Source organism: Bacteroides sp. Phil13, assembly GCF_001940965.1.
Taxonomy (GTDB): domain Bacteria; phylum Bacteroidota; class Bacteroidia; order Bacteroidales; family Bacteroidaceae; genus Bacteroides; species Bacteroides intestinalis.
In genome coordinates this window covers 1-14,221 of the sequence record NZ_MSHA01000031.1, presented here as the reverse complement: position 1 = coordinate 14,221, position 14,221 = coordinate 1, and the positions used below count along the sequence as shown (strand labels likewise).

Below are 14,221 nucleotides of genomic sequence, written 5' to 3'. Positions count from 1 at the left end.
TAACGAAGTGCGATAAATAAGACTCCACGAAGAAGCTATGTCGTTGTTCCACCCCTGCGGAACGTTTATTTCACAGTCAAGAAACATTCATTTCTTGACTGTGAAACAAATATTTCTTGCCTGTGAACATATTGTTCCTTAAAAGAGATACGGAAATAATCTGACTATACCTCCGCCTCTTCCGTTTATTAGCAATTTATCTTATCTGTTTTACGTATCGACATGCTTTCCCGTCGTCAGTAATCCCCTCTATCACCACAGTATAAGTGGAGGGACGGTCGGCAGTATAGAAACTAAGCCCTGCTTCTCCTTTCTCATTCAAACGGATATTGGGTTCCCAATGAATAGTAGTACGTTTGTCGGAATTGATAATTTTACGACTTTCCTCGGTGGGGTATTTAGGAGCATAGAATTCTGCATTCTTAGCATAGGATAAATAACCGATACGGGCAATGCTCGGAATAGACGAACCTATAATTCCTTTAGAGAGATAAGTACTTATGTATACTTTCTGAGGCTGAACAATCAGAGGTAGCGCATCGCCAATTTGCGGTGCATTAGCTATTGTTGCGGCTTCTGTTTCTTCATAATTTTCCCAAGTATAATGATCCTCGCTGTTTGCAATATACATTGCTTTGTCCCGTACAAAATCTATAGACTTCACATCTCCGGCATGCAGATTTTCCAGATCTTGTATATTCTTTAGTTCATATCCATCCACTATGACGGGTACTCTTTTCCAAAAGCGTTCCCAGTAACCGGATATCGGACTATCACCATTAGAACCGGATATTTTACTATAAGAGCTTTTTTTATTGAAGTTTCTGTTTGGAACTAATACAAACATCTGACTGGTATTATTTCTAACCCCGGAATGAACAACAATATTAGGAGTTCTCTTTAATAAATCCAAAGCCGTCTTTTCATTTATCTGTTCTATCTTCTCCGGTTCAACCACTTTATATGAGATCCACCCATTCGGTAATTGCAAAGCGGTGATCTCTACCTCCGGTAGCCGGTATATTTTTTCTCCATTTACAAGAGTATAATCTTCGCGCACACTCTTAATGAAAGCTTTGCTTTTCAAAGGTATATCTTCTTTTTGCCAATGCAAATGGTTGATATCGGGATATTCTATTTCATTCATATAAATACCATATCGCCATTTGGGTTTCTTCCCGGCACCATAAATTAAGAACCCTGTCAAATGTTCCTTCACTTGTTGAAAATTATGGGTAAAACAAAACTCTCCTTTTTCATTGGAGACAACAATTTGTTTGAAAGCTTTTTGAGGATTATTCACAAGCAGTGCAAAATGAGGCAATCTCTTCTTATCAAAATGACTTTCAACATATCCGCAGATTTGCTGAGTCCTCTCAACTTCATATTTATACTTCTGTTCCGCTTCTCTCAAATTTGTACTCACATTATATCTACGCCAGCCGTGTGTCAGCATGAGTTGATCCAAATGCTTCTTGACGTTCGGAGTGTGAGAAGAGAAATAGTAACCAGGCGAAAAGACGTTGCCTTTTAAATCAGAATTCAGCAATAGTTCACTGACCACATGATTGGCGTTAGGATCTATATTTACAGCGAAATCATCAGTCACACTCAAAGAGAAGTTTCCTTGAATTGGCATTTGCTGCTCATTCAACACGCGTAATCCTATTCTTATAGGTTGGCGGCTGTCGGCCGGGCTACCCAAAGCAGCCAACTGAAATACCGCAGAAGGCTTCCTGACAAAAATAAGCCGTTCGCTTACTACTGTCGTATCCCGATTGAACAATGTGAAATGAGCAATTCCTTCGGGAAATAAATCGAGAGGGAGGCTATCGGATAATTGTTCATGAGATATGACACGATTCAAGAGAATCCTGCCGCGTGTATGCACTGACAGATCGAAATTCTCATTTAGTTCTCTCTCTGAGGGAGTGAGTATACGGTAGTGTACAAAAGTAGTATCCTGACGTATGGCAAGAGAAACATGAGTACTGGAAGCTTTAGGTAAAATAAAACTCCGTTCATTTCCGAAGTTGTCTTTTACCAAAGCACACAATGTATCTTTCTCTTCAGTCCGAATAGCAAAGGAACCTATACCTGCATACTCACTGTTGAATGTAGCTAATGTATCTTTTCGCTGGTTTAAGACATATCCCCCTACGGTTATGATTTCACCGGTAGATGTTTCTGCTTTAAAGGCAACTTGCTGTTGTACTCCTGCCAGTAAATGCCCTCCTTCAGGGTAGAAACCGACCGTATATTCATAATCCTGCGGCAGAAAGATACGCTTACGGTGTACATATTCCTTCTCGTATAGAGAAAGGTAAACGTAAGGTTCCACGCCTTTCTCTCGTTCGGGTAACTTAAAGCGTATTTGCCCCTCGGTATTTGTTTTCACACGGTGAAAGCGATTCTTATATTCTTTTGTGCGAATTATGTACTCAACACGAGAATTTGCATAGGGAGTTCCATCTTTACGCAACAGGGTAATAACAATATATTTCCCATCGGCTTCTTCCGAATCATATTCGATGTTCGCAGTGAGTAACGAAGAGGTATTGGCATATACAGGAATCTGTTTGGTAAAGAAGAACTCCTCTCCTTGATTTCTCATGAAATTGGTGTAAGCACGAATTTGATAATCGGCTTCTTCAATATCTTTTTCTAAAGAAATGAAGTTAAAGAAATGCCCGTTCTCCTCTTTTATCTTTTTACGTTGAATTACCTTATTCTTCCGGTTTATGAGTTCGATGTATAAAAAGCGACTTTGCACATCACTTTCTTTATGTGTTTGCGCATTTACCAAATAGCCTTTCAGCCAGATGGTGTCACCGACTAAATAGAAAGGCTTATCAGTATGGAGATATACCTTCTCTTGATATGGTATAGCAATTTCTTGAGAACAAATGAAAACTCCTATTAGCGATAACAGTATATATTTCATAATGTTTTCTGATAAATTCTCCCTTCACCCTAATCGTGGCTTTCAGGCTTGGGATTTGTATTTTTCTCATAAACCTTGAAATCTGCCAGTTGCAAAGTCTCATCCTTTATTCCATTGGTAGGACGATCATCAGTACTTTCCATCTTTCTTCCAAAGCTACGATAAATGCCAAATTTATTTCGGATACTTATCGCTCCCTTCCTCCATAAGTCAATATTGCTAAAAGCTTTATCAACTAATACTTTACTATCACTGATACGTGTCATCTTAATACTGAATGCCCCATCGTGCGTAAAGTGCATCTCTGTTTCTACTTGTATCCATTCATCTTCAAAATCAGACAATGGCAGATTGTCTATGATTGTTCCTTTAGTAGTAGCACTATTATCACCGGTATGGATCACTTGTACACGACGGTTACTGCCATTACTATTGCAGCGGGGAGTTATGGTTATCAATGGAGAACCATTATTACCCTCCTGTGCCTTTAATTGGTGAATATGACAGAAACTTGTAGAAGGTCTGAAATCTTTCGGAATACGGAATTTCCATTCAAGGCGTTGCCATTCATCCCAGTTACCATTCAATTTATACCAGGCAGCGGTCGTTTGCGTTTTCATTTCATTACGTTGGCGGTCTTCCAGTTTTCCCCGGTCACCGTCAAGGGCATCAGCATTGGCATGGCTGATAAACTTGAAAACATATTGCTGTATTGTTTCGTCATATATAACTTCGCAATGCACTCCGTCTTTATGATCTTTATCAGATGAATTGGGATGTTCAGAATAGTCCCATCCATAAGAGCGCATATACTTATGGATTTCCGAATAATCTTTTCCAACCAGTTGTTGTGCGGCTTGCATATTTCCCTGCAGTTTATAGTCATCCGGTTCTGGAGCCGGTTCCGGGGTAGGCTCAGGAGTTGGTTCGGGGTCGGGCTGTTCAGTATTCGGTTTATCACTCTCTTCTTTTGAACAAGAACTTATTCCACATAAAAGAATAGCCAATACAGATAGTGCTAAAAATAATTTTATACGCTTCATGATATCAAATTTAAAATAAAAAATAAGCTGCTTATCTTTTTAATAAATGTTCATAGCGACAAGGTACACCTTTATCTGTTATACCTTCAATAATAATTGTATAATAGCTGGGACGATCAGCTGTGTAAAAGTGTACGCTGGCATTACCTCTTTCATCGGTTCGGAGTTGAGGTTGCCAGTAAATGGTGGTACGATTATCCGGTACAAGTGATTTGCGTTCTTCGCCTGTTACGTATTTAGGGCTATAAAAGGATTTATACCGATTAAAGCCGAGCAGGAATGCCGTGTCTCCTTGGGAAGTACGCGGTATCTCTAAATTGCCGGTACGTGAGGTTAACACAATACATCCACCGGAGATACTTTGAGTTCCATCCTTCATTTTCTGGAGTTGTCTGTCCACTTCCAGTTCTTCCAATTCTTCTAAAGTGGCACCACTCTCAAATGCTTCATTATAGGCTGCTTCCAAGTATTTCAGATTTTGAGTAATATTGACGGCTGCATCAACTTCCGGATCAATTTTGTGTACTCCTACGATGTCTTCCGCATTGATGAGAGAAAGAGCATTGAAACTGATCGTTTTGTTATCCAGCATGAAGCGCGCAGTACGACCATAATCTATTTTCTCTTTGGGACGCAAAGCATTCCTGTTATTTAAATCATTAGACATCAGATGTTCCGGACGTTGGGAGTATTTAGGATTTATATACGGACGATTATCTATAATTCGGAATCCGGGAACATTCTTGACTAAATCGAGTGCCGTGCGCGCATCTTGTTGAGTCAACATCTCTTCATCATCTATTTTATAGGAGGAAAAACGATCTTTTACTAAAGTCTTGGCATTAATCACTACTTCTGGAAGCCGCAGCATCAAGACTCCGTCTTCTCTGACAAAAGGTGATTGCATTTCTTCTATATATTCGTTCTGTTGCTCATATTTTGCATCCTTGTATGGATGGGTGTTTACTGCTTCCGGAAAATAATCCCTGTCTATCCGGATATTAGCACGAAAGAATTTTCCTTTTTCTATTACCTGTGCTTCAACTCTGGCTGTATCTGCAAAACTTAACTTATCTACAATAAACACTCCGTCATTATCTGTGTGTGTTGAGGGATAAGGACGCTTATTGACAAAGACATTCACAGTTTTTCCAGAAAGTGGCTTATTACGAATATCTAATACCTTACCGGAAATAGTTTGTCCGATTTCCATAAAGTATTTGGGGTTCTTTTGCTGTTCTTTAAGAATGTCTTCTACATTAAAACGATTCCATCCTTGCGTCAGCATTAAATTATCCAGACAGGCTTTCAATCGCTGAGAATTATCTTTAAAATAATATCCGGGTGTTTCGATGTATCCTTTTATATCTGACGTCAGCAGCAAATTAGAAAGAATATTATCTGCGGTAGAATCACATCTGATGGCATCGTTGTCTGTAACGCTTAAAGAGAAGTCACCCGTTATAGGTTGCCCTGACAGATCGGAGAGGTGGATATCAAGAGATATCGGTGAACGCGAACCATAGGATGCCTTATCAGAGGCTAATTGCCAGATTGAATGATTTTGGCGAACGAATACAAGGCGTTCACTGTGTGGAACGTAATTTCCATCCAATAAAGTAAGGGTTAATATCCCTTCAGGGATGGATTTCAGGCTGACCGCTCCTTGTCCTTTCTGTATGGGTTGTACAAATAGGAGAAAACCACGAACATGGGCTATCAAGTATAAATTATCCGGCAACCTCTCTTGGGGAGAATGTAATATTGTGTAATGTATGATGCCGTTACGTTCGGTAATGGATAAAGAGAATTTGTCGGCCTCCGGATCAGGCAGTAAAAACTCTTTCTTCATATCTCCTGTAATAGAACTAACGACTGCTTTATATTTTTCACCTATTGAAATAGGTAGCATAAAACTGCCGATACCTGCATAAGAACTCTTAAAATGAGTAATGGTATCACCTTTACTGTTTAAAATACTACCAGTCACTTCTACTGAATTTCCATTTGTGTCTATAGCTTTTATACCCACTTTTTGGGTACATCCCGAAATTAAGCTACCACCTTCCGGAAAAAAATCGACATGGTAGTCAAAAGCATCCGGAACATAAAATGTGTGTTTATGCTTTAACTGTTTATCTTCCAATACAACATAGATATATTGTTCTATTTTATCTTTTTCAGGTATATCTATTTGAATCTCTCCGTTCTTGTTAGTCTGTTGCTGACGGAACTTATTTTCGTATGGCTTGGTACGAACCATATAGTGTACGTAATTACCTGCATAGACAGTATTGTCGGGTCTTTTGAAGGTAACAGTTGCTATACGTTTTTTCCCTTTCTGTTCATATCTTATTTCCGGATACATAAACGAAGATTGGGAAGCAAAGACTTTTAGATTTTTGGAAAAATAATAGTCGGATTTTTCGTTCAACATCCAATGGGTATATGCACGGAGATAATAGTCACCAGCCTCCAATGATTTTGGAAGAGGGATAAAACTTGAGAAAATATCTTCGCGTTGCTGAACCTTAATACGCTGCTGAACTTTATTCTTGCGATTTATGAGCTCTACATACACATAGTGACTGCCATTTCCGGAAAAGTGGGTAATGGCATTCACCAAATATGCTTTCAACCAGATAGTATCACCTGCAAAATAATATGGTTTATCGGTATGCAAATATACTTTCTCCTGCGGCAAATTAGTAACTTGTTTAAATGAACTGACAATATTGTTCATATAAACAGTATCTGTTTGTTGAGCATTACCTGTAAAGATGCTAACAAATAGTATCACCCATAAACTCAGGTAATATCTTATCCGGTTGTTTTTCATAGTGCATGCGTGTTTAATAGTTATATATTATTTCTTAATTGTAGTAATAATTATAACACCGTTAGCTCCTTTCATGCCATAAGCTGCACCGTCTTTTTGTATTTCTACCTTGTCTATGTCATTGATTGATACGACACCATCTACTTCACTGCTACTTTCGTATAAAGTACCGTCGACAACAAATAAAGGCTCATTATCCAAATCAAATGAACTTCCTCCGCGAATTGTAATTTTGTCTCCGTTCACTGTTACCCCCGGAATAGCTCCACCCTTAAATAGATCGTAAATACTATTGGCTGATAACTTCTGAATCTGTTCACGGGTCAATACATTTGAGTTATAACTTGTACGGAGAATCCTCGTGTATTCTCTTTTTTCTTCTTTCTGTCCATCGAATAAGATGAAAAATTTCTTTTCCAATTTAAGAGAAGCTTGAGATAGCTTACCAATAGGGATAATTGCTTCTTCTTTTTTAGATATAGATACTACCAATGTATCTGTGGGCTGCAAACCGGGAAAAAAGAATACTCCCATATTGTCTGTCTTTACACTTTCAGTGGTATTCTTTTTCCAAACTTTCATCCCTTTTAAAGGACGTTGTTTGGCATTTACAATAACTCCCTTAAAGTCTTGACCAAAGACAGTTACAACAAAAAGTGATGTGTACAAAACAAGAAATAATCGTTTTTTCATAATTACAAGAATTAAAAAAAGTATCTTAGGATACAATAATTCCCAAGATACTTTTTGATGAATGAATATTATTCTAAAATACCTGTATTAGAGGCGTAAGCGTCATCAATATATACTAACGGAATGTTTTTACCAGCATTGCCATTGGGTATATAAAGCTCCCAGTTATTGATAGACATACGACCTTCACAGGAGTTTTCAGTACGTGCATCTTTTAAAATATTACTCTTTAATACTTCCTGACCAGCTACATGCACAATGATTGCTTCACTTTCGTCAACAGACATGGATACCGTCTGATAAAGTTTGGCAGTAAATGTATTCATTGTATTCAGGTTGTGATATTCGTTATACGTAATTTTTTTGCCTGCAGCAGATGTATACTGAACAATTAACTGTACATTATAATCCGTGGTACCTTCCATCGTAAGTTCTTCATTAGGTACAGCCGGATACACTTCTCCACTTTTTAGCTTTCCCGGATACCATATCAGACGAATCTGGTTAATATAAGAACCATTGTTGGAAGCATCGGAACGTAAATTCCAACGATATTCCAATGTTGCTTTTCCTGTTTTTTTCCCAACTACAATTTCTTGCATATTAGGGACATTAGAGTCAAAACCAAGTTTCATGCGGGTACTAAACGGAGTATATAGCGTGTTATCTCCAAAAGCACGGCGAAGATAGCGATTTACTTCTGCGGCAGAATTCACTTTTGCTTGCAGATATTGGTTACCGTTAGATTCTTTTTTAAGTGTTCCAGTCGTACTACCTTGTAAAGATAAAGAATGAGGAGTTTTCTCAAATTTATCAAAATAATAACTGGATACATACATCTTATGAGAACGGACTTGTGATTCGCCACCAATACTAGCGCGACAGGTAATTGTGTATGTACCAGGAGTGCTTGGCGCTTTCCATGTCATTTCATTTAGACCTTGAGGTTGGGTCAATGAACCCGCATCACAACTCCATTCATAATTCGTATGCCATAAATCGCTGGAGCGTACACACATCCATACTTTCACTTTCTGATTACAGTAGAATTCATCTCCATCTGTACTTAACGAATCTATTTCGATAAAATCATCATCACCACAGCTTGCAAAAGAGAAAGCACAAAGTAGAACAATGAAAAATTGATAAATATATTTCATAATCGTAATCTTTTTAGGTTATTTCATATTTAGTTGTTCTTTTGTAGGGCGATCCAACCAACTATCCATGACATGCATATATGAACCGTCAGCATTGTAAAGATTGGAAGTGCGTGGCTTGATGGAAGATTTGTAATGCCCATCAAAATTGTTGAATACAATGTTGGGATTACGGTCTTTCAATAAATACATGTTTATTTTAGCTGTATCAGCTGTAGCTACCGTCTCAAACCAAGTTGGTTCTGCCGGAAGATTAGTGAAAGTATATTTACCCTTCACAATGTGATAAAGCAAAAATTCTTTCACTTGTTCTTTAGGATAGGCAGTCATACTTATAGGTGCGTAAGAAACAAGTTCTCCAGTTTCCTCATCTATATACGTTAGTTGATGCGTCTGAAAATAACTTAAATCAGTACTCGTCTCTGAGTTAAATGCTGTATTCGTTGGTAACAAGTAGGTCATTCCACTTTGTTTAAACTCATTTTCAACTCCTGCATACAAAATAGCCTCTTCCAATAAAGAAAATATATCTGTACGGGATTTGATAAATTCGAAAGCAGACATATCTATTTTATTACTTGGCATGCCAGCATTATAATCATAATCGTATGAATCTTGATAATCTAACCCCAATAATTCACAGCTTGCTATAAGGAAAGGAATTACCATCAAGGCTAATGCTTTTTTATAATATTCTTGTTTCATTATTAACTCTTTTTTTATAGTTTATTTTTAACGTTCAGTATAAGGTGGATTCTGGTCTCCAACCAGTGCCTTGTTTGATTCAAATTCAGCATAATGAATTGGCCAGTATTTAGTACCTTCATTACCAAAACCAGTTACTGTCACATCTGCTGCTTCCTGACGCGCGGAATAGATAGGGTCCATTACTTCTATTAAATGACCTGTTCGCATTAAATCAAACCAGCGATACCCTTCTCCATAAAGTTCTAATTGCCTTTCTTGTAGAATAATATTTTCTACTTCATTTACATTATTAACATTAGATACCTCTAATTTTGCATCTTTCAAGTAACCCACACGACTACGAATATCATTAACGATGCTAAGTGCTTCATCTCCTCTGTTCAATTTGTTTAAAGCTTCTGCACGTAGTAACATAATATTTGCCATACGCATCATTACCAGAGAAAACTCGCTGTCGGTTGTGTTCATTACTGAGAAATATGATTTATACACTTGATTAGAGGAATCATACTCACGTTCAGGATCAATATTGCTGTATTTGATACATTTATTTACGCTTTCTACTCCAGCTGTATAACTTGCATACGTCAAAGGAACACGAGAGGCCTTATAGTATACTTTCACAGTGTCAATTGTATTCCAAAAACGTGCATCAGAACCTTCTCCTGAACGAAGCCGATCTATAAACTCATTAAAAATGGGTTCTGCCATTCTGTAACCATTATTCGTGTTACTTGCTCCTAAAAGTTGCGGCCAGCCACTTAAAGCTCCATCTGTTTCGTAATCCCATGCCATAGCAAAGATTACTTCTTTTGAACTACTAGGATTGGTGAAGATGTTTTTCCATTCAATTTCTCCATTAGATAGTGACAAACTCTTATGGTTGATAAAATGTTCTGAAGCTGTTAATGCATCTTGATAGTCATTATACCACATGTGAACTTCTGTTAATAAAGCGTACATTGCATCTTTGCCCAAGTAAATTTTATCACTTGTATCAGATTGGTTAAAGTAACTGATAGCCTTTTCTATATCAGATAATATTTGTTCTTTTACTTGTTCTAATGAAGAACGGGGAATGGCAATAGAATTTAAGGATCCATCCCATGGTTCCGTTATTATTGGCATTTTACCCCAAGTACGAGTTCCCCAAAAATACATATAAGCACGCATGGCATAGCATTGTCCGATATATGGGGCATACTCAGATTCTAGGATGTTAGGAATTGTCGGATATTTTTGAATACCAATATTGCATCTGGAGATACAAGTGAAAAAAGGTTCCCAACTGGCTTCTGAGATATTGGGCATCAAGGCATTCATGTAAATCTTAGAATCTTCATAGGATGTGCCGGTTACATTATCTGAACGTACATCACCAAAAAGAACCTGACGCCTGGAAAGTGCACTTTGAAACGCATCATAAATACCTGCATTCCAGTTCTTCATTTCAGCTTTATCTTTAAAGTAACTTGATGGAGACAAATCTGACAAAGGGGTTCTGTCTAAAAAACTCTCACAACTTGATAAAGCCAAAAGACTTGTAAAAGCTAATATTATATATTTCTTCATTTTTCTTATCTTTTTAGTTAAAATCCAATGTTGAATCCAAAGCCAAACTCACGCTTACGAGGATATTTAGAACTGTCTTTACCTGGGGTTAGAACACCGCCACTCAACTCCGGATCATATCCTGTATAATTAGTCCAAGTCAGCAAATTATTACCATAAATATATGCTTGAACTGAGCGAAGTGGAGTTTTACCTAAGAATTTGGGATCCACACTGTAACTTAATCGAACAGATTGTAAACGAATAAAAGTCGCATCTTCCAGGAACTGATCACTCAAACTCATAGAGTGATTATTTGTTTTGCGCTGTTTGGAGTTCAATGCATACCAACTTGTAATCTCACCCGGATATTTCCAGCCTTGCATAATATATTCAGGAGTTTGTTTATGAGTATTTCCTCCCCATGAACAATAGTAACGCTTCAAGTCATTCCAAACTTGTCCTCCCCAACTAACATAGAAGTTAAATGAAAGAGAAAAGTCTTTATATGTAAGGGTATTACCCCAGGATCCAAACCAATCAGGATTTGCTTTGCCTAATTCTGTCTGGTCGTTAGAATTGATTACACCATCTAACTCACCGTTTTCATTAGGTTTGTTATACCATATAACATCACCACCACCAGCAACTACTCCATTTACTTTCATCTGAGCTATTTTGCCTGTATATTCAGTACCATCTGGGTTTAGATATTTTTCCAATGTTGGCTGACCATTCAAACCTATAACGACATTGCCTTCATTGTCCCGTTTGAAAACAGGAGTCAGACGGGTTTTATAATCTTGAGTCCAGGCATTACTTGCGTCATATTCATATACCCCCAAATTCTTATAACCATAGAATAGACCAGCTGGCTTTCCTGCTGCAATCAGCCAAGCGCTATTAATATAATCCTCACGTGCTAAATCAAGAATCTTATTATCATTCTTCCACCAATTTACAGTAGTACTCCAGTTAAAATCACGTGTTCTGACAGGTGTTGCTGTAAGTGATAACTCAACACCTTTATTTTCAATACTAGCTAAGTTTACACGCATTTTATCATAACCGGTAGTACTTGGAAGATTATAGTCAGAAAGCAAGTCACTTGTTTTCTTTATGTAATAGTCGGCAACAAACATAATACGTCCATTTAGAAAGCTCAAATCCACACCGATATTTGTTTGTTTCGTCTGTTCCCATTTTAAGTCAGGATTACCATATTTAGATGCAGGTACAATACCACCTACTGAGTTATAATATTGAGAGCCGGCTGTATAAACGGTTTGCGATTCATAGCGACCAATCTTGTCATTACCAGTAATACCATAGCTTGCACGGATTTTGGCATCCGTAAGAATGTTATTAGCCCAACGCATAAAGGGTTCATCCGAAACACGCCATGCAGCAGAGACAGAAGGGAAAGATCCCCAACGGTTATTCTTACCAAAACGAGAAGAACCATCAAACCGAAGATTACCAGTCACCGTATAGCGACTCTTCCAGCTATATACTACACGTCCAAATACACCCACCATAGCTTCATCCCAACCGGTTGTATTGATATTCTTCACATCTTTTACAGTAGCCAAATTCATATAATGAATATCTTCGGAGAGAAAAAACGAACCGGCTATATTATATGCCAATTGATTGCTAACTTCAAAACTGCTACCAACCATAGCACTCAAAGAATGGTCTTTGGCAATTGTCTTATTGAAGTTTAAATAAGCTTCGCCTGCATATTTCCAAGTTTGTTGGCTTTTATCTGCTCCTGTATTTTTCCCATTATCACTTCCTTCCAGATACTTGGATGAGAATGTTAAATTTCTATTAGATGTATAATCAGCTGAAATGTCAGCATCCAATCTTAACCAAGGAGTAAATGTCCAGGTTATACCCTGATAAAAGTTTCCTCTATAAGTCGAGCGTTCATCTAACTTTTGTTTTAGCTCAGCAATAGGATTACGACGTCCCCCCGAAGAATAATAGGGAATTAATTCACCATCCGGATACCAGATAATCATATCCGGATCACGACGCATGGCATCTTGCAAAACAGTTTCTTTAATATTGTTAGTTTTATTGTAGCTTAAACGAACACGAGTGGTAAACTTTATATTTTTCCACGGTTCATAATCAACATTGACGTTAGCGGTATATTTGTCATTTCCAGACTCTAGAATTACACCCTTTTCACCAATGTAGTTCAAAGATGCACGATATTTGAACCCTTTGGAACCACCACTAATTTGTACACTGGCATCATCACGTCCACCTGTACGGAACAATAAATCCTGATAATAATAGTTTGTACTATACTGCATGCCTACAGAGTCTGTACGTGCGGAAAACTTCTCTAAAGTTTTGGAAGGATTGTTTAAATCGGAAGCTGCCATACTTAAACGGCTTTCAAACGCATTAACCTGAGGCAATTTACGGGCAACAGTGTAAAAGGAATGTTGGTAACGTGCATCAATACGAGGTTTTCCTGATTCACCTGATTTAGTAGTAATCAGTATTACACCATTTGCAGAACGAGCACCATAAATAGCCGAAGAAGCTGCATCTTTCATAACATCAATTTGCTTAATATCATTGGCAGAAATGTCGTCAATGTTATCAACAACTACTCCGTCTACAACATACAGCGGAGAGACACCTTCATCACTAAAAGTAGAAGCACCACGGATAGATACAAATGAAGAAGAGCCGGGGGCTCCGGAGTTTGATACGATTTGCATACCGGGAGCAGCTCCTTGTAATGCATCAAAAACATTCACTGAATTCTTTTCTTCCAAGATTTTAGAATCAACCGAAGTCATTGAACCTGTAATATGTTTTTTGTTCATTGAACCAAAACCGACAATTACAACTTCATCCAGAGCCTGAGCATCTTCAGCCATTTCAATCTTCATTCTTTGACCGCTTGCTTTGTGCTCAACTGTTTTGTATCCCATAAAAGAGAAAACTAATGTGGCACCTTTATTGCATTTAATGGTAAAGTTACCATCTAAATCTGTAATACCACCAGTTGCTGTACCTTTCGCCTGTACAGTTACGCCAATCATTGGTTCATTGTTTTGGTCAATAACAACACCTGTCTGTGTAATTGTTTGAGCCATAAGATTAATACTCAAGACCAATGCTAATAGAACTAAAGATAACCGCCATAACAGCGATTTTGACTTGTGTTCTTTCTTTTTCATTAAACTACTTTTTAAAATTAGACTTAAATTAACAAGGGATTTCACCTAAGATTCTTTTTGAGTTGTTCATAATA

At 37.7% G+C, this 14,221-nt stretch carries 8 protein-coding genes; all 8 read right to left on the bottom strand.

The features are described 5' to 3' along the window. Positions 1-196 precede the first annotated feature (196 nt). Positions 197-2,944, bottom strand: coding sequence for an SdiA-regulated/phytase-like domain-containing protein (locus BWI44_RS04830; RefSeq protein ID WP_195208200.1), 2,748 nt, complete (start codon positions 2,942-2,944; stop codon positions 197-199). A gap of 29 nt (positions 2,945-2,973) precedes the next feature. Further along, positions 2,974-3,987 carry a hypothetical protein gene (locus BWI44_RS04825; RefSeq protein ID WP_195208201.1) on the bottom strand — a complete coding sequence of 338 codons (1,014 nt, stop codon included), beginning with the start codon at positions 3,985-3,987 and terminating at the stop codon, positions 2,974-2,976. Positions 3,988-4,018: 31 nt separating this feature from the next. After that, positions 4,019-6,826, bottom strand: coding sequence for a hypothetical protein (locus BWI44_RS04820; protein WP_195208202.1), 2,808 nt, complete (start codon positions 6,824-6,826; stop codon positions 4,019-4,021). Positions 6,827-6,853: 27 nt separating this feature from the next. Then, entirely contained in the window at positions 6,854-7,519 is a 666-nt protein-coding gene (locus tag BWI44_RS04815; protein ID WP_007664246.1) for a TonB-dependent receptor plug domain-containing protein, read from the bottom strand. A 68-nt stretch (positions 7,520-7,587) separates the two neighbouring features. Then, positions 7,588-8,679, bottom strand: coding sequence for a hypothetical protein (locus BWI44_RS04810; protein ID WP_007664248.1), 1,092 nt, complete (start codon positions 8,677-8,679; stop codon positions 7,588-7,590). An 18-nt stretch (positions 8,680-8,697) separates the two neighbouring features. Beyond that, entirely contained in the window at positions 8,698-9,384 is a 687-nt protein-coding gene (locus BWI44_RS04805) for a fasciclin domain-containing protein (protein WP_007664250.1), read from the bottom strand. 27 nt (positions 9,385-9,411) lie between these two features. Beyond that, positions 9,412-10,959 (bottom strand): RagB/SusD family nutrient uptake outer membrane protein, encoded by a 1,548-nt coding sequence (locus BWI44_RS04800; protein ID WP_007664252.1) that lies wholly within the window; start codon positions 10,957-10,959, stop codon positions 9,412-9,414. A 17-nt stretch (positions 10,960-10,976) separates the two neighbouring features. After that, positions 10,977-14,147, bottom strand: coding sequence for a SusC/RagA family TonB-linked outer membrane protein (locus BWI44_RS04795; protein ID WP_195208203.1), 3,171 nt, complete (start codon positions 14,145-14,147; stop codon positions 10,977-10,979). Between the last annotated feature and the right edge of the window lie 74 nt (positions 14,148-14,221).